The organism is Halorubrum depositum (genome assembly GCF_007671725.1).
Taxonomy (GTDB): Archaea; Halobacteriota; Halobacteria; order Halobacteriales; family Haloferacaceae; genus Halorubrum; species Halorubrum depositum.
Genome location: NZ_VCNM01000003.1, coordinates 23,545 through 48,910, shown reverse-complemented (window position 1 = coordinate 48,910; position 25,366 = coordinate 23,545). Strand labels below are relative to the sequence as shown.

The following is a 25,366-nucleotide window of genomic DNA, read 5'->3' as shown; positions in this document are numbered from 1 at the left end:
GCCCGCGACTCGAACTACCGGTCACACGAGAGAGCCATTATTATCGGGACAGTAAGGCCCAGAGCGCCCGTGAGCGTGCCACATTGGGGGTTTCGTAGGGCGAATTCCACCGAGACGCCGCCGGGCGACTCGTCGAAATATCGGCGTATCGCTCGCTTCACGGGGGTACGGCCGGTGTTTAGATACCGTCCTTATCGGCTCCGTAAGGGCTGTATTCGCCGTGTTTCGGGTGTGAACGATCTCGGCCATTTTTGAGGTGGGCACGACAAGCCGCGGTCGATGAACACGTCTCACCCCCGGTGGACACTCGACTTGCTCCTCGTCGTCGTGGGCGCGGTGACCGCACTCGCGGTCATCCTCCTCGGCGTGCCGGGGTCGATCCTCCGAAGTCTCTTCGTCGTCCCGCTCATCGTCCTCTACCCGGGATACGCGGTCCTCGCGGCCGTCTTCCCGGAGCGACGTTCGGACGTCGAATCCGATAGGATGGACGCCGACCAGGCGCTGACGCGCCCGACAACGCACACCGCGGGCCTCCTCTTCTCGGTCCGGCTGGCCCTCGCGGCGGCGTTGAGCCTCGCTATCGTCGGCGGCATCGCGCTGATCACGAACTTCCTCGGACTCGGCTTCGCCGCGCCGATCACCGGCGTGGGCGCGTTCGCGGTGACGATGCTGTTCACCGCCGTCGCCATCGTGCGGCGAGCGACGCTCCCGAGAGAAACGCGCGCCGGGCTCCCCTCCCTCGCCGTCGCGCTGGGAAGCCTGCCGGACGCGGTTGGCGACACCAGATCACCGCTCTCCGGCGGGTCTCGCGGGTCGTCGATCTCGCTCGTCGTCCACGTGCTCGTCGTCGTGAGCGTCCTCCTGTTCCTCAGCAGCGTGGGCTTCGCTATGGTCGAGACGCAGTCTCCCGACGCGGAGTTCACCGAAGCGTACCTCGTGACCGAGAACGGGTCCGAGTACGACGCCGGCGGGTATCCGCAGCAGCTCACGCGGGGTGAACCCACCCAGACGACGCTCGCTATCGCGAACCACGAACACCAGACCCAGAGGTACACCGTGGTCAGTGAACTCCAGCGGTTAGACAGAACCGCCAACGGGTCGCGAGTCGTCGAGAAGCGCGAGCTCTGGCGGGCGCAACAGTCGGTCGAAGACGGGGAGACGGCGTACCTCCAGCGCGACGTGACGCCCACGATGTCGGGTGATTCGCTCCGACTCGTATTCCACGTCTACCGGGGTGAGGCCCCCGAGAACCCGACCCGCCAGAACGCCTACCGGACCGTCCAACTGGTCGTCACCGTCGGCGACGGCGACGGCGGTACGCCGGCGATTCGGTCGCCGCCGACTGGGGGCGCGAGCGCCTGATGTGGCCGTGGGAGCACCTGATCTTCGGCTACGTCTGGTACTCCGTCCTGCATCGGATCGCCTGGGGAAAGCCTATCAGCGACACCGAAGGGCTGACTCTCGCGCTGGCGACGCAGGCGCCTGACCTCGTCGACAAGACGCTGTCGTGGACGCTCGGCGTCGTCCCGTCGGGGTACGGTCCCGCACACTCGGTGCTGATCGGCCTTCCGGTCGCGGCCCTCGTCGCGGGCGCGCTGTGGACGCGGAACCGGGCGCGCGTCGCGGCCGCGTTCCTCCTGTCTTACGGCTCGCACCTCGCCGGTGACGCCCTCGCTCTCCGAGCGAACGGCCCGAACCTCGGACGCCTCCTCTGGCCCGTCGTGACGTTCGACGCCTACGAGACTCGCCTCGGGTTTATCGAACGCTTCGCGACCTACTTCGGGTCGTTCGTCGCGCAGATGACGGACCCGGAGAACCTCGTGTTGGTCCTGGGATACGGCGGGGTTTTCGCGTGCGTCGTCGTCCTCTGGGTGCTCGACGGGACGCCCGGGATTCGTCGAGTTCGACGGATCGTCGACGCGGGCCGCTGATTCCGCGCCGTCGCCCCCGACATATCGTAACACACGCGCCTCGATGCGAGAATCGACATGGGCATATGTACTTCAATCCGCATTTTCCAGCTGAATAGTGCGATAAACCCCGAAAATACTCAATAGGCGGACTCTGTCAGATTCACCCGATGCGCAAGACGAGCGTAGATGAAGGCAGTGAGAGACTAACGCGTCGGCGAGCAGTACAGGGAATCGGAGGGGTACTCGGGGCGCTCTCGTTCGCGGGAACCGCGACCGCCGAAGACGACTGGATAAACGTCGTCGAGGAGGGAGCGGATCCGACGGGAGGGGAGTCTATCAACCCGGTCTTAGACGCGATACCGTTCGACGACGGGACGACGCTGTATTTCCCGGAGGGGGAATACCTGATGGACGACACCGTCCGCCACGTCGGCTTCCGTGGGTTCGACCTTCGCGGGGACAACGCGACCATCGTCCCGGCGGCCGACTACGACGGGCAGTGGCTGTTCAAACTGGGGACGTTCGACCAGCCGGGGGAGGACCTCTACGTCGAGGGGTTCGACTTCGACTTCACGGCCGACGACACCGGTCTGCGAGCGCTGCAGGCACAGGTCAGCGACGATCTGCTCGTCGAGGACCTCGAAGTGCGCGGGGAACACGACAGCGGAAACAAAGGCCCGTTCCTCTTCGATATCACCGACCCGTCCGGTATCGGAACCATCGCGAACGTCCGGATACCGGACGGGGGCGAGTTCTCGGCGAACACGTCGGGAGATATCAACGTGGGGCCGACGGGGATCATCGTCACCTCGCACCACGACGGCAAAATCTGGGTTCGCGACTGTGAGGTCGGCCCGTGGCCGGATAACGGCCTCTACTGTTCGACCGAGGGCGGACGAGTCGTCGTCGACGGAGGCCTCTTCAAGAACAGTAACATCGCGAGCATCCGGCTCTCGGGTGACTACAGTTCGATCCACGACGCCACGGTCATCGTCGACGATCGACGCGACAGCGACGCGAACCAGCGCGGGATCCGCCTCGACGGCGGGAAATACAACTGGATAGAGAACACGGACGTTCACCTGACGGAGCCCAACGGCCATGCGATCAGCGTTCTGAACGGCGTCGAGTGGGCACGAATTCAGAACTCGCGGGTCGTCGTCGACGGCGAGACCCCCACAAGGGCGGTCTCCGTCTCGCCGAACGCGGGAAAGATCGACATCATCGGCACCGAGATCGAGTTCAACACGCCCGGTCAGGCGCTCCACGTCCAGGGGCCGAGCAGCGCGGACGCGGATCCGGTGTACGTCCTGAAATCGAGCGTCACGGGGAGCGGCGACGGCTCCAACGGTCGCCACGCCGTCCGTATCGAGCGGGGTAACGGGACGTTCGATCGGTTCGACGTCGAGCAGACGGGCGACGACTACCGACGCGGTATCAAGGTCACGGGCGACGGCTGTACCTTCCGCTGGGGCGACCTCGAGACGACGCACATTCCGCTCGTCAACGACGCCGACGGGACGAGGGTCCGCGGAATCACTGCGCGGTCGCTCGGCGACGACGAGGGGATGAAGATACTCGACGGCTCCTCGGGCGTCGACATCGTCGAATCCACACTCTACAACGGCGTCTGGGAGTCCGGTACCGTCGACGTCGACTACGACGGCAACTGGTTCCTCTAATCGGCTCCGGTCGGTCCCCGACGCGTACGCGGAGCGCTCTCCGGCCCGCCACCGACGACAGCGTTACCGCCGACTGACGGGGCCTATTACGGGTCCAGCGTCGCTTCGATGAGACGGTCGATCGCTCGACGAAGGCGCTGTGACACACCCGACTTTGAGATGTCGAGCTCGTCGGCGATTTCCTCCTGTGAGACGTCCCGAGGGACCTGAAAGTAGCCGTTTCGGTAGGCGACGAGCAGCGCTTTGTGCTGTCCCGGTGGCAGCGTCGTCTCGGCACCGATATCCGTCTCTCGAGCGACGTGAAGTCGTTTGACGCGAAACGTGATCCCGTGGTCGTGATAATGGGACTGTATGCGGTGCAGCGTCGAGTGGGCGGGAACGTGCATCAGGATGTTCCAATCCCCATCGGCGTGCCGAGCGGAGATGACGTGTACGCCCATCTCAGTCGTCTCCGGGGGAAGGAGCGGGACTCCGCCCTCGAAGAGGACTTTGAACCGGCTTTCGTCGCCGATCGTTCCGATATACTCCGCTTCCGTCACCGTGGGATCACGCTCCAGCTCGGTCCTCAGCCGCTCGATGTCGCTTCCCGCAACGTCGCTCTCCTCGACGGCGACGAACGCGCAGTCCCATCCGAGTCCCTGCGTCGGTTGGAACGCCAGTGTCACCGGACCCTGATGCGACGCGGTGAACGAGGATAAGATCAGTCGAGAGTCTTCGAGACGCACCTCGAGACATATCGGATGCGAAACGCTCTCACGTCTCTCGGTCATCGATACGTCGTCGTCACCGAGGTAGACGGGTTATTATATAGATAGTAAGACCGCGAAGCTGACATGCCGGAGATTCGTGACTACTCGCCGTCAGTTCGGCACGACACACTACGATGCCTATAATAACGTCCAGTAGGCGCCAACTGACTGATAGCGCACCACTCAAATGTACAAAGACAACTCAATCGCCGTCGTCGTGCCGGCGTACAACGAAGAGGGATACGTCGGAGCCGTCATCGACACGATGCCCTCGTTCGTCGACGTCGCGTACGTCATCGACGACGGATCCACCGACGGGACGTGGAACGAGATCGTTGAATCTGCCGACGCGTTCAACGCCGACCACACCCCCGAATCGCCGGCCTACGACGACGTCATCGTTCCCATCCAACACGACGAGAACCGCGGCGTCGGCGGGGCGCTCAAGACGGGCTACCTCCGGGCGCTCGAGGACGGAGTCGATATCACCGCGGTCCTCGGCGGCGACGGGCAGATGGACCCCAACGAGCTCGCGAAGTACCTCGACCCCATCGCCGAAGGCGACGCCGACTACTCGAAAGGCAACCGCTTCATGAAGAGCGACGACCTGGCGGCCATGCCGAGTTTCCGCCTCGTCGGTAACTCCGTGCTCTCGTACCTGACGAAGATTTCGAGCGGGTACTGGAAGACGATGGACCCGCAGAACGGGTACACCGCCATCTCCCACGAGGCGCTGAAAGAGGCAGACATCGAGAGCATGTACGAATACTACGGGTACTGCAACGACCTGCTCGTCAAACTCAACACGGAGAACCTCCGCGTCGCCGACGTCGCGTGTTCGGCCGAGTACCTGTACGACGACGACTGGAAGAGTCACATCGACTACGGCGAGTACATCCCGCGCGTCTCGGGGATGCTGCTCCAGAACTACTTCTGGCGGGTGAAAAACAAGTACATGCTCCGCGACTTCCACCCGCTGGCGGCGTTCTACCTCCTCGGAACCGCCGTCTCGGGCATCTCGGCCCTCGGCCTCGCCGGCTCGGGGCTCTCCGGCGACGGCGACGGACCGTCCGGCACCGGCAGTTGGGCCATCGGACTCCTCTTCGGCGCCGCGTTCCTCCTCCTCGGAACGGTCTTCGACCACGACGATAATCAGGCGCTCGAGATGCAGGTAGACGACGACACGTACGACACGACGGTTCCCACCGAGTAACCGTCACGACCGATCGAATCTCAAGAGTTGAAGACTGTCTGTATTTAAAGAATGTCTATTTGAAGAGAAAGAGAGTGACCGGGGGAGCCCGTTCGCTCCTAGGTGAAGGAAAATATCTCAGCGTCCGGGTCGGCCCGCGAGGGGGACGACACCGCCGGCTCGAACATCACCAGACGAAGCTATCTGTTCGGCGCGGTCGGCGCGCTCGCGGTCGGGGGAACGCTCACGAAACCCGTGGCCAGCGTCCGAGCAAGCACGATGACAGTCGACGTTCCGCAGGCGTATCTCGACCGGTTCTCCAGCGTGGTGAACGTCGTCGAGGCCGGCGCGGACCCGACCGGAGGCGTCCCGATCGACGACGCTCTCTCGGACGCCGTCGACGACGACACCCTGCTCGTCTTCCCGGAGGGGCGGTACCTGATGAACGAGCAACTCAGGGTGACCGGGTTCGACAACCTCGGGTTCTACGGCCCGAACGCCACGATCAGCCACGGGCGAATCGACGCGATTGACGGCAACTTGGTCACCGCGGGCGAGTTCTCCGGGGCGGCTCGGCTCTTCCGGCTCGGCGTCATCTACTCGCCCGGTCGCGACCTCCTCTTCGAAGGCTTCACCTTCGATTTCACGGGCGCACAGTCGGGGATCCGCGCCATCGAGGCGTACGTCACCGACGGGCTCGAAGTCCGAGACGTCACGATCGAGGGACAGCACGACACCGGCACGCTCGGTCCGGCGCTGTTCAGCGTGACCGCGGCGAACGGACGCGGACTCGTCGAACGGTTCCGCGCGCCGGACGGCGGCGCGTACTCCGAAGACACCATCGGCGACATCAACCTCGGCCCGACGGGGATGCTCATCGATCCGTACAGCGCGGGGACGATCCGCGTCGTGGACTGTGAACTCGGCCGGTTCCCGGACAACGGGCTGTACGCCTCGGGTGCGCACGGGACGGTTCACGTCGAGGGCGGAACCTACAAGAACAGCTCCGTCTCCTCGATCCGCATCAAGGGGTACCAAAGCAGTATTCGCGACGCCACGGTCGTCATCGACGAGATGGTCCCGGGAATCAGTCAACGCGGCATTCGCCTCGACGAGGGGTCCGACCTCCGCGTCGAGAACACCCACGTCGAGGTCACCGGCCCGGCAGAGAACGCCATCCTCGTCCTCGACGACGTCGAGACGGCGACGATTCAGAACTGTTCCATCGCGTTGAACGACGACGGGGGGTGTTCTCGCGGTATCCAGGTGACCGACGATTCCGGCAGCGTCGACGTCCTCGACACGACCATCGACATCCACGGGTCGAACTTCGCAGTGTTCGTCCAGGGGAACGACACCCCGGAAGACGCGATGGTCCTGCTGAAGAACGTCACCATCACCGGGTCTGCCCCGGGGGACGCCCAACGAGAGGCACTTCGCGTCGAGCGGGCAAACGGCCGCTACGAGAACTTGACCATCGACCAACCCGGAGACAGCTACCGTCGCTGCGTCCAGGTTCTGGCCGACGACAACCTGTTCGTTGGCGGGACCTACAAGGCGACGCACCACCCCTTCATCAACTCGGGGGGCCGGACGCGGTTCGACGAGATCACTGCGCAGTCGTACAGCGGTCGGGAAGCCATCAAACTGTACGCGGATGGCACTGACGTGGTCATCACGGACTCCGTCCTCTACGGCGGGTACATCGACAAGGGGGCGGAAGGCTTCGTCGTCGACAACACCGAGATGCCGCCCGCCTGAGGCGGCTCTCGGCTTACCTACCCGATAAGAAAGGGCCCGGCGCGGACACGTGAGGCCATGGACCGGGACCGGCTGGTCGACAAGAACCTCCTCGTCGTCTCGCACGGGTACAAACACTTCGTCAAGTCACAGGTCGACGTGCTCGCGGAGTACTTCGACACGGTCACCGTCTGTGTCAGGTACAACTGGTTCGCGGACGTGGCCTCGCGGCTCCCGGGTGACAGCGGAGACGGATTCGGCAAAGACTCGAAGATCGCCCGGTCGGACGTCCCGGAAAACGTCCACGTCGTCGAGACGCCCCTCTTGTATCTCCCCGTCGACTTCCACCGCGATCACTTCCTCGGACAGCAACACGCCCGGAAGGTTCGAACGGAACTCGAGAGCCACCCGGTCTCGTTCGACCTGATCCACTGCCACATGTCGTGGACGTCGGGGTACGTCGGCGCGCGCCTGAAAGAGGAGCTCGACGTCCCGTACCTCCTCACCGTTCACGCGAACCGCAACTGGTTCCAGGAACAGCTGGACTCCGACAACGACCGACTGACACGGGCGTGGACCGACGCCGATCGACTGATCCGCGTCAACCGACGCGATCGCTCGAAACTCGAACCGTACAACGACGACGTCGTCCACGTTCCGAACGGGTACGACACGGACATCTTCGAGCGGGTTCCGACCGAATCGGCGCGCGAGCGGCTCGGTATCGGCGGCGACACGCCGGTCGTGTTCGCCCTCGGGACGCTGAAGCCGCGGAAGGGGTTCCAACACCTCATGCGCGCGATGACGCGAGTCCGAGACGCCGAGCCGAACGCCAGACTCGTCATCGGCGGGCAGGGCGGGATGCGCGACGAACTCGAATCGCTCGCCGAGGAACTCGGCATCGCCGACCGGACGGAGCTCCTCGGCTACGTCGAGTCGGAGACGCTGAACGACTGGATGAACGCCGCCGACCTGATGGTCCTCCCGAGTTACAGCGAGAGTTTCGGCGTCGTTCAACTGGAAGCGATGGCCTGCGGAACGCCGGTCGTCGCAACGGAAAACGGCGGCAGTGAAGAGGTCATCACGAGCGACGACTACGGACTGCTCGTCGAGGGGCCTGAGTCACACGACGAACTCGCCGACGCCGTCCTCGAGGCGTTGGACCGGGACTGGGACGCCGACGCCATCGAGGCCTACGCGAACGAGTTCACGTGGGAGAACGTCTGCGAGGAGATCGCGGACCTCTACGTCGAGGTCCTCGAAGAGCGGCGAACAGAGCCGATTCCGGCGGGGCACTGAGTCTGCGTCGACGTGATTAGGGCGAGGCCCCCGTGAAGACTCGGTCGTTGATAGAGGCCCCTTGCGAGCCACAGCGAACCGGTTCAGCGGGGCACCCGACTCGTTCTAGCTCTCTTCGGAGTGAATCGATCGGCCGTAGCTCCGTGCACTGTCATCCACGTTAGCACATTGCACGATCTATGCTGTCCGTTCGACTCTCCTCTGCCGGTTTTCACGTTCGATTGCAACTGTCACCCCGTCTTTATCTGAGGAATAATAACCCGTCCACCCGAGCAAACGGCACTCGGAATCATGACAGACATTCCACGTCGATCGGTCCTCGAAGCCGCTGGCAGTGCTGTCGGTACAGCCCTCCTCGCTACGGGCAGTTTCTCTGCCCTCGCACAGGCGAGTGACGAATCCACGGAAGACGGGTCCGCAGCCGACACTCCCGGTTGGCCGATGCGGCGAGGTAACGGCGCGCAAACCGGGTACGCCACCGCTGCTGCTGTCGGTCCGTCGGTAACGACTCGGTTCTACACGCCGGAATCGACCAATCCGTCCGATCCGACCGAACTGGCCGTCGGTGACGGACACGTGTTCACGACCGAACTCCTCGACGACGTCTCGGGTCGAAGCCGACTCGTTGCCTACGACAAGGACTCTGGTAAACAGGTGTGGGAGCACGTCCCGCCGTCACGTGGCGATGACGCGACAGCCAGTGGAGTCGGCCGAGTGCTCGACGCACCAGTGGTCAGTGATGGCACGGTCATCGTCGCGAGTGATGGGTCGAACAACGATGGCGAATGGGAATACGGCGGGGTGTTCGCGTTCGATACCCAGACGGGCGCCCTCGAGTGGAAGAATCAAGACAGTTACAACTGGCGGAATCCACTGGTCGCAGACGGGACCCTCGTTGCACAGAATCTGGAGAACAACAACGTGAACGCCTTCGATGCTGAGTCGGGGGAGCAGCTGTGGGTGCGCCAAACTGACCTGACCACGACGACGTTGTTCGCGGTTCGAAACGAGACGGTCTACGCCCGTCTGGCAGGACCCGATTCCCGCTATATCGTGGGCTTATCCGTGGCAGATGGGTCCGAACAGTGGCGTCACGAACTCCCTGCAGACGTCGCCGCAGCGCAGCGACCCGGCAACGCGCCTGACGCAGCCGTCCACGACGAGACGATCTACTACGCGACCCAAACCGAACACGAAAACGCCCTCGTCGCCCAGTCGCTCGCAGACGGGAGCGTCAAGTGGAATTGCTCGCTCACTCAGTCGTGTGGCGACCCCCGTGACACGCTCAGTGAGCTCGTCGTGGCCGACGGCTCTGTCTACGCCTTCACGACAGTCGACTCCTCCGTGGACGCCGCGATCTCCGCATCGCTGTGGTCGGTCGACACGGCGTCAGGAACGCGCGAGTGGGTCTGGACCTCACCCTACCCCCTCTACGGGTCTCCAACGGCCACGGACGGCCACGTGTACCTCGGGACGGACGCCCCGCTTACCGAAGACGCGTCAGGTCGCTACTACGACGTCGCACCGATCAGCGAGTATCCGACAGTCGTCGCCGTTGACACCGCAGACGGAGAGGTGTCTTGGGCGTACGCCGAACCGCCAGAAAGCGGCGGAGAGGACGAACTGTTCGCCCAAACACCCGTCGTGACCGATCATGGAATCTACGTGAAAGCAACCGGAGATGACCGTGATTCGTCGACGAGAGTGTTATCGCTCGCGGCGACTGACGACGAAATCGGCCCAAACCACCGTCCGAAACGACTGTAGCATTCCGCCTGCGCTCTAACTCGACTGAAACCACGGCGTCCCGCTGGTGGGGGGCCACGACGAGAGAAGCCAGTTCCTCGCCGTCGTGGGACGCCCCGTCAGGAACGCCGACATGTCGCTATACGTTGCCGTGACGCTCTCGGTTGTGGTTGCCATCGTCGTCAATGACAACGTTGTGGTAGTGTTCTCGGTCATGGTGGTGTTTTCAGTCGTGCTGTTCTCGGTCGTAGTGTTCTCGGTCATGGTGGTGTTTTCAGTCGTGCTGTTCTCGGTCGTAGTGTTTTCAGTCGTGCTGTTCTCGGTCGTAGTGTTTTCAGTCGTGCTGTTCTCGGTCGTAGTGTTTTCAGTCGTACTATTTTCCGTCGTAGTGTTCTCGGTCGTGGTGCTATTTTCAGTCGTGCTGTTTTCGGTCGTATTGCTGTCTTCAGTCGTGCTGTTTTCAGTCGAACTGTCCTCGGTCGAACTGCTGTCCTCAGTCGAACTGCTGTCCTCGGTCGAACTGCTGTCCTCAGTCGAACTGCTGTCCTCAGTCGAACTGCTGTCCTCAGTCGAACTGCTGTCCTCAGTCGTGGTGCTGTTCTCGGTTGCACTGCTGTTCTCCGTCGTGGCGTTCCCTGTCGCACTGCTGTTCTCCGTCGTGGTTGGCGGATCGTCCGTCGATGAGTCACCGCTTTGATCCGTCGAACCGTCGGAGGTGTTCGACGGCGAGTCCGTGGTCTGCGTCTCGTTCGTCGGCGACGGCGCGTCGGTGACCGGTTCGGTGTTGTTCACATCCGGGATCGGCGAGTCGCCGTCGATGGACGGTCCCACGTCGACGCCGGGCACGCCCGCGGCGAGCACGACCCCGGAAATCGAGAGGAGGATACCGAGGACGAGGAGGGCGCGTTGAAGTGTGTCCGCGTGTCGGTCGGTCCACGACGTGGTCCTCCGCGAGCGCCTCCCGACCCCGCCGGGGCCGCCGTCGCTCGCGAGGGCGGCGGATGCGCGCGACCCTATGGGGCCCGGGAGCGACCCCATCACGTCCAGCACCTCGTCGACCCCGACGGCGCCGACCAGGAACGCCGTCGTCACGAAGACGAGGAACCCGATCGGGGGGACGACCGCCAACGCGACGAGGCTGTTCTCGAGCGTCACCGAGAGGAGGTAGATGGGGACGATCGCGATGGCTCCCGTCGCCAACACCCGACCGACTCGCGCGTCCGAGAACGGTTTAAATCCGAGGTGACGGGCGCTGAGGAGGTTGAACACCGGCAACGACGAGTAGCCGACGGTCGTCGCGACCGCCGCCCCGAGAATTCCGTATCGGGGGATGAGAACCGCGTTGAGGCCGAGGTTCAGAAGCGCTGCGGCCCCGGTCGCCGCGATGAGCGGTTTCATGTCCGCCTTCGCGTGACTGATGGCGAGGATCGGTCTAACGATGGCGAATCCGATCGTCCCGGGGAGGAGAATGAGGAGCGGCGTGACGACCGGCATCGACCCGTCACCGAGATACAGCGGGACGAAGTCCTTCGCGAGCGCCCCGAGCCCGATCGACAACAGCACGACGACGAGCATCCCGTACCGGGTGACTCGCGACGCGATCTCGTTTATCTGGTCGATGCGGCCCTTCGCCCAGAGGTCCGAGACGGACTGGATGAGCATCGACTGAATGGACCGCGGGATCACCCAGAGGAACTGAGTGATGACCAGCGCGGACTTGTAGTAGCCGACCTGCGTCTCGGTGACGACCGAGGCGAGCATCAACACGTCGACGTGGTACATCGACGTGAGAAACAGCATGTAAACCACCGAGAGGTGGTTGAAGCTGAACAGCTCCCTCGTCGGGAACCCGCCCGGCGACCTGGTGACGATACCGCGGAGCGAGATGTTGGTTCGAAGCCACCACAGCGCGAGCAGGGCGACGAGGCCGTTGACGACGATGAGGCCGACCATCATCCCTCCGATCTCGAAGCCGAGGAAGGCGATTCCGATGAGCGCTATCCGCGAACCGACCTTGTTGAACACGCGCAGCGGTTCCGAGAGGTGTTCCTGCTTGAGGCCCATCAGCGACCGGCGAGAGAATTCGCGGAACTGCGTCGCGATAGTCAGTCCCGCCAGGCCGTAGAAGCCGACGACGTACTGCTCACCGAGGTGCTGGGTGACGAGACCGAAGCGCGCCGCGCCGGCGAACGCCAGCGCAGTCAGCACCGCGAGGAGCGCCCCGAGGCGGAAGTAGTAGCCGAAGACGTGCGTCTTCCAGTTCCGAATCGAGCGCTCCTCGGAGAGGAACTTGCGGGCGCCGCTGTTGATGCCCGAACTCATCAGAATGGTCGAGATACCGAACACCGCCGTGAGGGTGCTGTAGCGCCCGTAGAGTTCGAACCCGAGGGTCGTGATGAGAATCGGGGTGAGCACCACCGACGACAGCACGATGAAGATACGCCCGCCCACGACGGAGAGGAACGCCGTGACCATGTTCCGACTCACGGTCGATGCCCCCGCTCGTCGCGCTCGACGAGTGACATCGGCCGTTCGAGACGCCTCTCTCGGTGGTGTCTCGGGTACTGGTCACGTGCTGTCCGGTGGTTCGTATGCATTGACAACGGAGCGATCTCAGTCAGACGGTTCGATCGCGATCGTGACCGAGTCGCCGTTTTTGAGGTAGTACTCGTTCGGATCGACCGACTCACCGTTCACCTTCACGGTGGCCGCTCCGTCTTCGCCGTCGAAGGCGTACGCCGTCCCGTTGTAGGTGATGGCGTCGTCGCTCACGTTGATGCCTTCGAGCGTCGACATCGCGTAGCCGACCGTGACGTGCGCGGAGTGCGCGTGCCACGGGCTGGCGTGTCCGCCTTCGAAGTGGAAGTGGTCGTTGTGGCCGGCCTGCTGATACTTGTCACGACTGAAGTCGAGCTCCTCACCGTCGACGGTGAAGTCGATACTCCCGTGGACGTGGAGGTCCTCCGGCGGGATGTACTCGCCCGGCGTGGTGACGTCCGAGTCGTCAGTCACGACGAGAACCCAGATCTTGTCGTCCGATTCGAGCGTGTACTCCTCGGGGTCGACTTCGTGGCTACCGACGCGGTAGCTGATCTTCGTCCCGTCCGTGGACTCGTCGTAGGTCTCGCCGTCGTAGGTGAGCGTCGACTCCGCAGCCTCGACGTCGGCGACCTCGAGCGCCTCCGAGAGCGTCACGCTCTCGTTCGTGTACCAGGTGTCTCTGTCGGCCATGTTGATGGCGTCCTCGCCGTCGGCGTTCGCCGCGAGGTCGACGCGTTCGTCGCCGACCATCACGGCCATTTCCCCGGTGTGCTCCGCCTCAATAGAGGTCGACGCGTTCGAGTCGGACTCGTTCTCGTGGCTGTGTGAGTGGCCGTCCGATTCGTTCGATTCCGTCGTCGTCTCCGACGTGCCCGTCGTGTTCGTCGTGTTCGAATCGGCCGTCTCAGCCGCCCCTTCGCCGGCCGAGTCGGGTGCTGCCGTTCCCGCATCGCCGCCCGGGAGGCCCGCACAGCCCGCGGTCGCCACCAGCAGTCCGACGATGAGCGCCATACTCGCGCGTTTCAGTGTCCGCGATTGCCGTTCCATATCCGGTTCGTTCATCACAATGCCCCTCCGTTATTATCGACCTGGTAGCCCCGACTTATCGGACCGGTAAAGCGGCGGGCGCGAGCGCGGGCGAGTCCGCTCAACGCGTCTCGTTCGGACGTTCGGAGGTCGTTTCGGCGTTCTGCGAGCGAGTTGTCACGCTCGCAGTCGCGCCGACGGTGCTCACGCCCGCTTCACCGCTGACCCTCGGGGCCGTGACTGCGGAGAGCAGTTCGTCGACCAGTCGCGTTCGGTCGACGCCATCCACCGTCGCCTCTGCAGCCGGAACGAGACGGTGTGCGATGGTCGAGTGGGCGACGTCCGTTACGTCGTCCGGGACGACGAACTCGCGCCCCCGCACTGCGGCCGTCGCCCGGGCGGCTTCGAAGAGGTGCTGGCACCCGCGCGGGGAGACGCCGACGGCGACACGCTCGTCAGAGCGAGTCTGCTGGACGATGTCAACGATGTACTGCTTGATTTCGTCGTCGACGCGAATCCGCTCCGGGACACGTTGCATCACGAGGACGCTCCCCTTCGAGAGGACCGTCGAGACGGACGGCGTCCGTTCGTCCCGAGCGTCGCGTCGGTCGAGTAACGTCAGCTCCGCCTCGTCGTCGGGATAGCTGAGGCTGTCCTTGATCAGGAAGCGATCCTTCTGCGCCTCCGAGAGCGGGAACGTTTCCTCGCCCTGTTCGACGCGGTTCCGTGTGGCGATGACGACGAACGGTTCGGGAAGCGGATGCGTCTCACCGTCGACCGTCACCTGCCCCTCGGCCATCGCTTCGAGGAGCGCGGCCTGCGTCTTCCGTGGGGCGCGGGTAATCCCGTCGGCGAGGACGACGTTCGCGAACACCGGTCCCTCGCTGAACTCGGCCGACCCGTCGCGTTCGCCGCCGACGTGCGTCCCGGTCACGTCGGCGGGGAGGAGGTCGGGCGTGAACCGGATCCGCGAAAACGAGAGGCCCAGCGCGGTCGCGAACCCCCGTGCGGTCAGCGTCTTTCCACTCCCCGGGACGCCCTCGAGGAGCACGTGTCCCCGTGAGAGTACGCCTGTGAGGATCCGTCGGAGGACATCGCGGTCAACGACGGCGGCACGAGATACCTCGTCGAGGACGCGCGTACTCTGCGTTTGTAACTCGGTGGTGTCCATATCCCCCCGCTCGGTCCGTCCGACTATTATTATCGGAGCGATAAGCCGCCGGCCGTCGTCCGCGTTACCGGAGCGATAATAAAGCACTCCCCGTGACGAGTCTCACTCGATTCTCGATGCCTACAGTGAGCGTCATTATCCCCACGTACAACCGAGCGGACGTCCTGCCGCGGTCCATCGACAGCGCGCTCGACCAGACGTTGGAGGACGTCGAGGTCGTCGTCGTCGACGACGCCTCCGACGACGACACGGCGTCCGTCGTGAACGAATACGACGACTCGCGTCTAACCTACCTCGAACACGAGACGAATCGAGGCGGTAGCGCCGCCCGAAACACCGGCATCGAAGCCGCGACTGGCGATTATATCGCGCTCCTCGACTCGGACGACGTGTGGGCACCAACGAAACTCGAACAGCAGGTCGAGACGCTAGAACGGCGGTCCGACGAGTGGGTCGCCGCCTACTGCGGAACGACCGTCGTCGACGATGCGGACGCGGCTCCCGGGTGGGAACGCCTCAAGTCGTTCTTCGGAGGACACGGCTCGAGAGAGGGCGCAGAGGGCGGTGAAGAGCTCGTAAAGGATGTGCTCATGGAGAACCTCCACACCAGCGCCGGGTCGACGCTCATCGTCGAGTCGGACGTCGTGGACCGCATCGACGGGTTCGACGAATCGTTCGACCGGTATCAGGACACCGAGTTCCTCATCCGCGTGCTCAAGCAGGGGAAGTTGGCTTACGTCGACGAACCGCTCTTACGGCGCTACCCGTCGGGCGGTCCGAGCGCCGGTGCCGTCCGGGAGGCGAACAGACACTTTCTCCGGACGTTCGCCGACGACGTCGTCGAACTGGAGACCGAGGGATACGACGTGACCGGAACCCACCACTACGCCCTCGCGTCGCTGTATCTACGAGAGGGCCGATTCGGCTCCGGTGTCTCGTTCCTCCGCGACGGAACGACGCCGTCACCGCGTCAGCTACCGGGACTCTGTTTCAACGTGATCAAAGGTGTCCGGACGCGACTCGACGCCTGAAAACGTGGCAGTCGGTGCCCCTTCGTCGAGAGCTCTGAGGGACGGATCACGGCCGTCAGCCGCCGTCACTCCTCGAACGGCGACCCGAACCCGTCGGGCATCGACCCCTCCTCCGCCACGACGTTCTGTCGCCCAACGCTGACCTTCTCGATCACCCCATCGTCGGCCATCTCGGAGAGCAGTCGGCTCACCTTCGACTTGGACCAACTGGTCTCCTCGACGATGACGCTCTGATACACCCACCCGTCGTTCTCGCGGAGGATCCGGAGGACTCTGTCCTCGTCAGTCAGTACCGGTTGCGACGACTCCTGACGTTCCGCGCGGTCGAACCCCGGTGCGACCGCTGGCTCGTCTGTATCGCGTTCGGCGGACGCCTCGTCGTCGGCGGACGCCCCGTCGTCGGTGGACGCACGTCCCGCCACAAGCCACGAGGGAACGTACCGGTCGACCCGGTGACGCCACGAGGGCCAGGCCCAGCGCGCCGCGAGCACGGAGATACCGAAGAGCGTCAGGCCCGCGAACAGGAGCATCGGCGTGGTACGGCCGTCGTCCGGACCCGTCCCCAGCCGCGCCTCCAACCCGTCGTTCAGTCCGTCGCCGTCGGTGTCCACTTTCGTCGGGTCGCTACCGTGTTCGTACTCGTAGGCGTCTGACAGGCCGTCACCGTCCGTATCGGCGTTCGGGTCCTTCGGCGCCAACCCGCGTTCCACCTCGACGCCGTCGGGAATCCCGTCGCCATCGGTGTCCGGGTCCGTCGGGTCGAGCGATCTCGACAGCTCGGCCGCGTCCGACAGGTTGTCGCCGTCGGTGTCGGCCGACGTCGGCGACGTGCCGTAGTTGTTCACCTCGGCCCCGTCGCTGAGGCTGTCCCTGTCGGTGTCCATCAGGAGCATCGAGGTGTTGTGCGACAGCTCCTCCGCATTCGAGAGTTTGTCGCCGTCGATGTCGCCGTCCTTCTCGACGACCCTGATGCTGATCGTGTCGGAGCCGATCGGCTCGGACTCGCCCGGAGAGCCGGGCCAGAGGACGACGGTGACGTTCTGCGTCTCCCGAAACGCCGAGAGGTCGGCGAGGTCCATCGTCACCGCTCGGTCCCCTGACGCGGCTCTCTGGTTGTCGCAGACGATCTGCGCACCGGTCTCGTTCTGCACGCAGACCTCGTAGAGCTCCGACCCGTTAGAGGGGGGGACCGTCACCCGCAGGCCGTTGGGTTCCGACTCCCAGAGGTACGCGGACCCGTTGGCGCCTTCGACCGGCACCGGGTCGGTGAACTCGGCTTGGACGATCGTCCCGTTCTGCTGTGCGACCGGCGTCGCGGTGACGGACGCAGGGGCGATGGCCGCGAGGAAGACGAACGCGGCCATCACGAACAAGGCTCGGGTCTGAGACATCGTCACGAGGAACGCGGCTCTGTGCGGGTGTGGTCACTCGGATAGTGGTGGTGAGTCACTCCGCAGTCGAGCGTTCCGCCTTCTCGACTCGGCTGCGAACGCACAGTTATGTTCATCAGATCTAACTCGTATATCCCTGAATCAGGCTCTCCCGTATTAATCTCACGGAGGACAGATTCGACGACCTCCGGTGGTCGTACTGGGTACTCACCGCTCTACAACGCTCAGATACTCATCTCACACCGCAAGCGGCGTTTATATCGGAGCAGTCGGCGCGTCGCCGGGCGTCTGGTGCGGAAAGCCTTATTCTTCGTCCGCGTCGCCGGACTCGTCGAGCACTTGCCAGAACGAGAGCGCGGTGTACACGCTCATTACCGCGAGGGCGACGAACAGGTGCGGAACGGAACTGATCGCGGGGAGACCCAGTCCCGACGCACCGATCAGGAGCGCGCTCACGCCCGACACGCCGAGGTAGTACTTCCCCCACGCCTGCTCCGACTCGTCGGCGTCGGACTCGTCGTCGTCTCCCGGCTGTTCGAGGTGGGCGATGAGCTCCTGGGCGGGGGGGTTCTTCTCGACGATCCCTCGGCTCTGGTTGTAGTCGATGACCCCCTCTTCGTCGAGTTTCGGGAGGTGCGCCTGGTACAGCGCGATGTACACGCGCTGCCGCTGGTCGGACATCAGCGCCTGCACCGTCGTGTCGTGCTCCCACGCGGCGACCTGCTCCGCGATGTCGCGCATCTGGACCGGGCCCTCGCGGCCGCGCAGATACTCGAGGACCTTCCGGCGGCGCTCGTTCTGGAGTAGATGGTACACCTCGTCAGCGTCGAGATCTGTCGTCTCTTCCTCCGCTTGCGGTTCGAGCAGCGAGTCTTCGGGGACGTCTACTTGGGCAGTCATCGTCGCTCGTACCATCACAGAGGGACCAAATAAACCGGTGAGATAGTTCCGGATTTTCCAAATGTTTTCGTCTGTTTACGCCCGGCTCTAAGGTATTTCATTTCCGTTTCCACGACTGTTTCACACTGTTTCAACGCCCCAAATCGCAAGACGGGGGCATTGTTGGGTTTTCAACAACCGTCAGACATCGTCGGGTTGAAAATCGGCTTAATTCGGATTGTTGCAGCCGGTTACGTCGGTTCACGCCGTCGATCGGCGACGGTCAGTCCGCGTCGGCAGAAATGTTCGGGCTATCGGCCGATCCCGACTGCGCCGCGCTGTCCAGCGATTTCGTCAATTTCAGCACGCGGAGCCCCTGCTTTCCGTCCACGACGGGGTCTTCTCCCGTCTCGGCGGCGTGCGCGAACGAGCTGAGTTCGCTCTTCAGGGGTTCGACCTGTTCGACGGTGAGCGTCTCGACGAAGTTCTCGTGTCGGTGGCGCACGAAGGAGTCGTCGTCGATGTGCGCCGGCACCGACGAGCGGTGGATTTCGATGCTCTGGTCGATGTAGTCGACCTTGACGCGGCACTCCTCCGCTGAGATGGTGAGTCCGCGGACCTTCTCTTGGGTGACGCGGCTCGTGGTGAGAGACGCAGTCACGCCGGAGTCGAATCGGAGGGTTGCGTTGGCGTAGCGGCAGTCGGGGGTGCCGACCGAACTGTACGAGTCGACGTCGCCGTCGACGATGTCGAGCACGATGTCGAGGTCGTGGATCATCAGATCCATGATGACCGAGTCGTCGATGGCGCGGTCTATCGGCGGCCCGACCCGTTCGGTCGACACCGCGTAGATGTTCAACTCGTCCACGAGGTCACGAAGCGTCTGGACCGCGGGGTTGAACCGTTCGATGTGGCCGACCTGTAACGTGAGGTCGCGCTCGTCCGCGATGTCGATGAGCTCTTGGCCCTTCTCGGGGTCGGCGACGAACGGTTTCTCCACGAGCACGTCCACGTCGGCTTCGAGGGCGCGCTTCGCGTTCTCGTAGTGGAACTGGGTCGGCACGGCGACGGAGACGACGTCGACGACGTCGAGGAGATCGGCCATCGACCGCGAAGTCGTCCCGTACTCCGCGGCGACGTCCGCCGCGTTGTCGTCGTCCACGTCGAAGACGCCGACGAGGTCCGTCTCCTCGAGTTCGTCGTAGACGCGGGCGTGGTTCTGCCCCATGCTGCCGACGCCGACGACGCCCGCGCTGACGGTGTCGTCAGTCATTGGACACCTCCACGGTCGTCCGCGCGGGGTCGGCCGGCGGCTCGACGGTCACCTCGTCGCGGAGGACGCTCCCGACTCGTTCGACTTCCTCCTCGTCGAGCGCCGGATGCACTGGGAGTGACAGCGCCTGATCAGCGACGCGCTCCGCGGCCGGGGCACTCACGTCGAGTGCGTCATATGCGGGTTGGTCGTGGATACATCGCGGGTAGTACACTCCGCTTCCGATCCCGTGTTCGTCGAGCCGCTCGGCGACCGAATCGCGGTTGCCGACGCGGATCGTGTACTGGTGGTAGGAGTGCCCACAGCCGTCGGGACTCACCGGTGTGACGGCGTTCGTCTCCGCGAGCAGTTCATCGAGTCTCGCCGCGTTCTCACGGCGGCGCTCGACGAACCCGGGCAGCCGTTCGAGTTGCGCCCGCCCCATCGCGGCGGCGATGCTCGTCATTCGGAAATTGTGTCCGAGCGAGACGTGTCGATACCCGTCGGTCTCGCGGCCGTGATTGATGAAACTCGCCGCGGCGTCGGCGACCCGTTGGTCGTCGGTGACGACCATGCCGCCCTCGCCCGTGGTCATGTTCTTCGTCGGGTAAAACGAGAAACACGCGGCGTCGCCGAGCGACCCGACCGGGCTGTCGTGGTACGTCGCCCCGTGAGCCTGTGCGGCGTCTTCGACGATGGCCACGTCGTACTCGTCCGCGAGTTCGCGCAACCGGTCCATCGGTGCCGGGAGCCCGTAGAGGTGGACGACGACCATCGCGTCGACGCGTCCATCGAGCGCTTCGAGCTTCGCCTCGACGCGTTCGGGGTCGAGGTTGAACGTCTCGGGGTCGACGTCCGCGAACACCGGCGTGGCGCCCGCGAACCGAATGGCGTTCGCCGTCGCGACGAACGAGAACGGCGTGGTGAGCACCGTGTCACCGGGCCCGACACCGACCGCTTCGAGCGCCGTGTGGAGCGCCGTGGTGCCGTTCGACGTCGCGACGGCCTCGTCGGCGTCGCAGTAGTCCGCGAACTCGGCTTCGAACTCGCGAACTTCGGGACCGTCGGCGATCATCCCGGAGTCGACGACCGACTCGATGCGCGAGACCTCTTCGTCGCCCAGGATCGGATCGGCGATGTTGACGTCTCCGCTCATTGACGCCTCCCGTCGCTGTCGTTCGTCGCGCTCATGCCGTCGTCGGACGGTCGCTCGCATCCGTCGTTGAATAGGTGTGATCCTCTCATAGCTTCGCGTGCGGTCCCGCTCCCGCTGTCGGGTTCCAAGTCCTATGCGGCAATTATTATGGGTAAGATAAGGGTCTCGGAGGCTAACAAGGGGAAATATCCCGAATCAGGCCCCAGCGCCACCACGGGTTTTATTTTTATAGATCCCATAGTTCCTCCCGTCAATGGTACCCCCTTGGTCGCCGACCGGCTCGGACGACTTCGAAGAGGGGTCGGGGCCAAGGCTCGACGACAGACCCGGCCTCGGCGGCGTCTCCGAGCTGCAGCGCCGGGACACCATCGTCTCGATCGTCGACGAACGCCCTCAGACCCCCGTTACGATCGGTGAGCTGACCACCGCCCTCTCGGAGTGGTTCGAGGAGGAGACCGACGAAATGGTCCCCACCGACGAGGAGATCCACAGCGTCCTCTACGACTTCGACCTCCCGCACCTCGACTCGGCCGGCCGACTCGAATTCGAACGAGAGACCGGCCAGGTGTTCTCGTCGCGTGCCGCAGACGCCCTGACCGCGGACGAGACCGAGGGCGCGACCGCCGACAGCGGGGCGCGCCGACCCACCTTTGCGACTGAACGGAACAGCGATAGTCGCACGGCGATGCGGTCCATCGGAGACGGCGAGGTATCGGGAGAACGGGCCGTCGAACTAGGGGTGCTCCTCTTCGGCGTCGCCGGCGTCGCCCTCGCCGTCTCGAGCCTCAACCCGTTCGGTACGTCGACCTCGCTCATTCCCGCGGCACTCGTCGTGCTCTTCTTCGGCCATCGAGCACTCACGCGCGACTGACGGGCGGGTACGGTGACGGTCCGCCCCGATCGCGTCGCGCTTCCCATCCGTAACGGCAGTCCGCACCCCCGGCGGAGCTACGCGTACGCCGGAGAGGGACCCCGAGACTCCCGTCGCTGACTCTCCCGGAGCGCTTACACACCTGATAAATAAATGTCGGTGCGTCGATTGGCACTCATGGTCATTCAGGGATCGACAGGCCGTACCGACACCTCACGACGGCGCACCGGAGGCGATGCGTAAACCGATGTTCACCGGTCGTTTCGCGCCGGTCAGCGCGGCGTTCGTCGCACTGGCGCTCGTCTCCTCGGGACTGGGTCACTCGGAATACTTCGACGTCTCCATGGTTCGCGCACGGCAGTTCGTCTCCCTGTTCATGTTCTGCGGGACCGTGTCGCTCGCACTGTAACCGGATCGGTCACAGCCACGAACGCTGCGCCCGGGGAGCGAACGCGAGTCCCGGTATCAGTTCGGTCGCGGTCTGCCTCCGTCACCGACCCGGACCACGCTCTCGCGCTCGCGGCGGTGTCCGCCGTCACTCCAGTCGCTGTTTGACGATGCTCCCGACGACTTTGTCGTGTGCGGTGCGAAGGTGTTGAGACAGCGTTGCCGCCGACACGTTCAGTTGGTTCGAGAGCTCCGTCCCGTCCGTATCGCGCGGCCACTCGTAGTAGCCGGCCTGATACGCCGTCTCCAGCACCTCGGCCTGCCGACCAGTCAGTTCGTCTGCGACCAGCGTCGCGAGACGCTCCGCCTCGTCCTCCGGCGAGACGGGGCGCTTAGCGATCACTTCGAGGTCCGGGTACAGCTCGCGGAACCGCTCGATGACTGAACGGATGTTCGTTTCCGTGGGGAACCGAGCGTCGATGGAGACCGTATCGCCCTCGGCGACGACCTCGCCGACGCGACCGCCGTAGACGGCGACGGTCTGCATGAGGGGAGCGGTGTCCGTACTGATCGCGAGCGACCCGTTCGCCGCGTGGTCGCTGAGGACCTCGACGGAACGGACCCGCTCGTTCTCCTCCAGGACCTCGGCGACGTCGTTGGGGTCGATGCCGTCCGTTCGAATGTACTGCCGGAACGCCCCGTCGCCCGTCTCGACCGAACTGGTGAGCGTCACGCGGCCGTCAGTGCCGTGCGTGAGGTCGGTGAAATCCGAGAGGCTCTCGGTCAGCTCCATCGATATCTCGGTCATCGACTCTTCGACGAGCGCCTGCTTCCGGTCGACGGCGTTGAGGGCGTATCCGACCATCTCTCCGAGTTCGGCGAGCAGTCGCTTTTCGCGCTCGTCGAACGCCCCGGCCTCGCCGCTGTAGACGCAGAGGACGCCGTAGGGGACGCCGCCGTACTCGATGGGGATCGACGCGCTCGATTCGAACCCGTTTTCGAGCGCGTCCTCGCGCCACGGGCCGAACGCCGGGTTGTCGGCGATCCGCTGGACGACCGAGATGGTCCCGGACTCGAGTGACCGTCCGACCGGGCCGCCCCCGCGCTCGCCGTCGATCCTCACGTCGAGGCCGTCCACGTACTCCGTCTCGTCTCCGGCCCACTCGATGGGAGTGACCACGTTGCGGGCGTGGTCGCTCTCGCCGATCCACGCCAGTTCGTACCGCTCGTCGTCCGCGAGTCGCTCACAGATCGCGGTACGGATCTCCTCGCGACTCCGCGCCTGAACGAGCGCCCGGTCGATGTCGCGAACGACGGCGTTGATTCGGTTCAGCGTGACGAGTTCGTCGCGCTGGTGTTCGAGCTCACGCCGTCGCTCCCGCTGCTCGGTCATGTCCCGGATGACTGCAACGAACCCGTACACGTCACCGCCGTCCTCGTCGGTGATCGCCCGAAGGACCACGCGGCCCCAAAACGGGCGGCCGTCGCTGGTCTGTACCCACCCCTCGTCGTACGACTCGCCGGAGAGGGACGCTTCGGTCAGGTGTGACTCGGAGAGGCAGCTGTCGTCCCTATCGGCAGGGGCGAACGACGAGAGGTGTCTTCCGGTCGCTTCGTCCGCATCGTATCCGGTGATGGCCTCCGCACCGTCGTTCCAGCTTTCGATGCGCCCCTCGCGGTTCACGGTGAAGATGGCGTATCCGGAGACGTGCTCGACGAGCGACTGGAACCGGCCTTCCTCCCACTTGAGGCGGTCCTCCGTGTTTCGCTTCTCCGTCACGTCACTGACGAACCCGGCGAGACGCGTCCCGTCTCGCGTCTCGACGCGGCGCCCGCGCTCCCAGACCCATCGGGTCGTGCCGTCGCGGCGGGCGATCCGGTAGTTCACCTCGAACGTGTCGCCGTCTTCGAGTTGCGATCGGATCGACTCCCAGGCGTTCCGTCGGTCTCGCGGGTCCACGACCGTGTCGCCCCACGAAACGGTCGACTGGATCTCTCCGGCGCCGTACCCAGTGAGCGACTCGACGGTCCCGGCGACGAAGTCCATCTCCCATTCGCTGTCGTCTCGGCACCGATACGCCATCCCCGGGAAGCTCTCGAGGAGCGACTCGCGGATCCATTCGGTCTCGGCCAACGATCGCTCCGCGGCCGCCTCTTCGGTGACGTCCTCGAAGACGTGAGCGGTTCCGCCCTCGAACCTGCCGACCTCGACCGGTTCCGCCTCGTGTTCGAGCACCCGTTCCTCCCGGTCGTAACTCTCGGTGACCCGGGCGGTACGGTCCTCCGGTCGGTCGTCGCTCGTCGACCTGGCGCCCGAGAGACGCCGCGTGAACTGCTCGGCGTCGGCGAGCACCGACGCGAGACGGTGTTCGACGAACAGCTCGTTGTCGCTGCCGACGATGTCGACGGGGTCGATGCCGACGTACTCGGCGAACGAGTCGTTCACCCACACGATGTCGTCGTCGGCATCGACGACGTACGCTCCCGCGTCGACCTGTTCGAGGGTGTGGGCGACCGATCGCCACTTTTCACGCCGGAACAGGTTCTCGACGGCGCACCCGATCGTCTCGGCCACGTGACCGAACAACGACTCGCACGCGTACGAGCCGAGACGCTCCTCGACGGAGAACGTCGCGACGCCGTAGAACTGGCTCCCGGTGACGAGCGGAACGAACACTAACTCGTCACCGGCGATATCCGACCACTCCGCGTTCGTCTGTGCGGTCGACACCCGCGTGACGTCGCGGCGGTCGACGGCGTCGACGAACCCGCCCGGGAGCTCCGGACCGAACTCGAGGTTCCCGACGCCGTCCTGTCGGTCCGCCGCGGGCTCCCCGGTTTCGACCTCGTCGATCCGAACGGCGCGGATCCCGTCGACACGGTGGAAGCGATCGGTCAGTCGGCTCTGGAAGTCGGCGAGGCTCGGCGCGTTCGTTCCCAGTTTCGACACGTCGGTGAGGACGTCGTCGAACCGCTCGCGAACCGCGAGCCGCGCGCGTTCGCGTTCGAGTTCGGCTCGCCGGTCGTGCTCGTCGGTCACGTCACGGAAGTAGACGGTGAGGCCGGACTCCGAGGGATACGCCCGGACGGAGAACCACGCCTCCAACGGCTCGAAGTACTCCTCGAACGAGACGGGTTCCTGCGCTTCGACCGCTCGGCGGTACTCCCGGTAGAACGTCGTGTTGCGGGCCTCTGGGAACTCGTCCCACACCGCCTCGCCGAGGAGGTTTTCCTCCTCGGCGTCCAGCACCTCCTCCGCGCGATCGTTGAGATGCGTGAACCGCCATCGGTCGTCAAGCGCGAAGACCGCGTCCGTCATTCGTCCGAGGACCGTTTCCTT

The 25,366-nt window shown here is 64.6% G+C and carries 18 protein-coding genes and 2 pseudogenes; 11 read left to right on the top strand and 9 right to left on the bottom strand.

Features of this window, described 5'->3' with window-relative positions:
- The first annotated feature begins 279 nt into the window (after nucleotides 1-279).
- From FGM06_RS14560 to FGM06_RS14550, 3 genes are all read left to right on the top strand, one after another.
- A complete protein-coding gene (locus tag FGM06_RS14560; RefSeq protein ID WP_144800001.1) occupies nucleotides 280-1,362 on the top strand; it encodes a DUF1616 domain-containing protein in 1,083 nt (360 codons plus the stop codon).
- On the top strand, nucleotides 1,362-1,931 hold the full coding sequence (locus FGM06_RS14555; RefSeq protein ID WP_144800000.1) for a metal-dependent hydrolase: 570 nt from the start codon (nucleotides 1,362-1,364) through the stop codon (nucleotides 1,929-1,931). The genes FGM06_RS14560 and FGM06_RS14555 overlap by 1 nt, the downstream gene beginning before the upstream one ends.
- Before the next feature lie 149 nt (nucleotides 1,932-2,080).
- Nucleotides 2,081-3,595 (top strand): pectate lyase family protein, encoded by a 1,515-nt coding sequence (locus FGM06_RS14550; RefSeq protein ID WP_186311043.1) that lies wholly within the window; start codon nucleotides 2,081-2,083, stop codon nucleotides 3,593-3,595.
- 86 nt (nucleotides 3,596-3,681) lie between these two features.
- On the opposite strand, the gene FGM06_RS14545 is transcribed toward FGM06_RS14550, so the two are convergent.
- The gene (locus FGM06_RS14545; RefSeq protein ID WP_144799999.1) at nucleotides 3,682-4,365 is read right to left on the bottom strand and encodes a helix-turn-helix domain-containing protein; all 684 of its coding nucleotides are present in this window, start codon (nucleotides 4,363-4,365) and stop codon (nucleotides 3,682-3,684) included.
- Nucleotides 4,366-4,531: 166 nt separating this feature from the next.
- Between FGM06_RS14545 and FGM06_RS14540 the strand changes: the two genes are divergently transcribed.
- The 5 genes and pseudogenes from FGM06_RS14540 to FGM06_RS16440 form a co-directional block, all read left to right on the top strand.
- The gene (locus FGM06_RS14540; protein WP_144799998.1) at nucleotides 4,532-5,557 is read left to right on the top strand and encodes a glycosyltransferase family 2 protein; all 1,026 of its coding nucleotides are present in this window, start codon (nucleotides 4,532-4,534) and stop codon (nucleotides 5,555-5,557) included.
- Nucleotides 5,558-5,659: 102 nt separating this feature from the next.
- The gene (locus tag FGM06_RS14535; RefSeq protein WP_144799997.1) at nucleotides 5,660-7,297 is read left to right on the top strand and encodes a right-handed parallel beta-helix repeat-containing protein; all 1,638 of its coding nucleotides are present in this window, start codon (nucleotides 5,660-5,662) and stop codon (nucleotides 7,295-7,297) included.
- A gap of 57 nt (nucleotides 7,298-7,354) precedes the next feature.
- Nucleotides 7,355-8,575 (top strand): glycosyltransferase, encoded by a 1,221-nt coding sequence (locus FGM06_RS14530; RefSeq protein ID WP_144799996.1) that lies wholly within the window; start codon nucleotides 7,355-7,357, stop codon nucleotides 8,573-8,575.
- A gap of 291 nt (nucleotides 8,576-8,866) precedes the next feature.
- Complete coding sequence (locus tag FGM06_RS14525) at nucleotides 8,867-10,342, top strand: PQQ-binding-like beta-propeller repeat protein (protein WP_144799995.1); 1,476 nt, start codon at nucleotides 8,867-8,869, stop codon at nucleotides 10,340-10,342.
- A 306-nt stretch (nucleotides 10,343-10,648) separates the two neighbouring features.
- Nucleotides 10,649-11,005, top strand: a pseudogene (locus tag FGM06_RS16440) (hypothetical protein); the annotation flags it as partial.
- 828 nt (nucleotides 11,006-11,833) lie between these two features.
- Here FGM06_RS16440 and FGM06_RS16435 read toward each other — a convergent pair.
- The 3 genes and pseudogenes from FGM06_RS16435 to FGM06_RS14510 all read right to left on the bottom strand — a co-directional run.
- Nucleotides 11,834-12,796 (bottom strand): annotated as a pseudogene (locus FGM06_RS16435) (lipopolysaccharide biosynthesis protein); the annotation flags it as partial.
- Between the two features lie 138 nt (nucleotides 12,797-12,934).
- Nucleotides 12,935-13,873: a hypothetical protein gene (locus FGM06_RS14515; protein ID WP_241662594.1), complete on the bottom strand. Its 939-nt coding sequence runs from the start codon at nucleotides 13,871-13,873 to the stop codon at nucleotides 12,935-12,937.
- Nucleotides 13,874-14,009: 136 nt separating this feature from the next.
- Nucleotides 14,010-15,059 carry an AAA family ATPase gene (locus tag FGM06_RS14510; RefSeq protein ID WP_144799994.1) on the bottom strand — a complete coding sequence of 350 codons (1,050 nt, stop codon included), beginning with the start codon at nucleotides 15,057-15,059 and terminating at the stop codon, nucleotides 14,010-14,012.
- 116 nt (nucleotides 15,060-15,175) lie between these two features.
- On the opposite strand from FGM06_RS14510, the gene FGM06_RS14505 reads away from it, so the two are divergent.
- The gene (locus tag FGM06_RS14505) at nucleotides 15,176-16,090 is read left to right on the top strand and encodes a glycosyltransferase family 2 protein (protein WP_144799993.1); all 915 of its coding nucleotides are present in this window, start codon (nucleotides 15,176-15,178) and stop codon (nucleotides 16,088-16,090) included.
- Nucleotides 16,091-16,155: 65 nt separating this feature from the next.
- Here the strand turns inward: FGM06_RS14505 and FGM06_RS14500 are convergent, their stop codons facing one another.
- The 4 genes from FGM06_RS14500 to FGM06_RS14485 form a co-directional block, all read right to left on the bottom strand.
- Nucleotides 16,156-17,481, bottom strand: a complete 1,326-nt coding sequence (locus tag FGM06_RS14500; protein WP_144799992.1) for a helix-turn-helix transcriptional regulator — start codon at nucleotides 17,479-17,481, stop codon at nucleotides 16,156-16,158.
- A 303-nt stretch (nucleotides 17,482-17,784) separates the two neighbouring features.
- Nucleotides 17,785-18,381, bottom strand: coding sequence for a DUF7344 domain-containing protein (locus FGM06_RS14495; RefSeq protein ID WP_144799991.1), 597 nt, complete (start codon nucleotides 18,379-18,381; stop codon nucleotides 17,785-17,787).
- 262 nt (nucleotides 18,382-18,643) lie between these two features.
- Nucleotides 18,644-19,633 carry a Gfo/Idh/MocA family protein gene (locus tag FGM06_RS14490; RefSeq protein ID WP_144799990.1) on the bottom strand — a complete coding sequence of 330 codons (990 nt, stop codon included), beginning with the start codon at nucleotides 19,631-19,633 and terminating at the stop codon, nucleotides 18,644-18,646.
- Nucleotides 19,626-20,768, bottom strand: coding sequence for a DegT/DnrJ/EryC1/StrS family aminotransferase (locus FGM06_RS14485; protein WP_144799989.1), 1,143 nt, complete (start codon nucleotides 20,766-20,768; stop codon nucleotides 19,626-19,628). The genes FGM06_RS14490 and FGM06_RS14485 overlap by 8 nt, the downstream gene beginning before the upstream one ends.
- Nucleotides 20,769-21,021: 253 nt before the next feature.
- Between FGM06_RS14485 and FGM06_RS14480 the strand changes: the two genes are divergently transcribed.
- Both FGM06_RS14480 and FGM06_RS16135 read left to right on the top strand, forming a co-directional pair.
- A complete protein-coding gene (locus FGM06_RS14480; RefSeq protein WP_144799988.1) occupies nucleotides 21,022-21,639 on the top strand; it encodes a DUF7344 domain-containing protein in 618 nt (205 codons plus the stop codon).
- A 247-nt stretch (nucleotides 21,640-21,886) separates the two neighbouring features.
- The gene (locus FGM06_RS16135) at nucleotides 21,887-22,048 is read left to right on the top strand and encodes a hypothetical protein (protein WP_186311042.1); all 162 of its coding nucleotides are present in this window, start codon (nucleotides 21,887-21,889) and stop codon (nucleotides 22,046-22,048) included.
- A gap of 126 nt (nucleotides 22,049-22,174) precedes the next feature.
- Here the strand turns inward: FGM06_RS16135 and FGM06_RS14475 are convergent, their stop codons facing one another.
- Nucleotides 22,175-25,345 (bottom strand): PAS domain S-box protein, encoded by a 3,171-nt coding sequence (locus FGM06_RS14475; protein WP_186311041.1) that lies wholly within the window; start codon nucleotides 25,343-25,345, stop codon nucleotides 22,175-22,177.
- Between the last annotated feature and the right edge of the window lie 21 nt (nucleotides 25,346-25,366).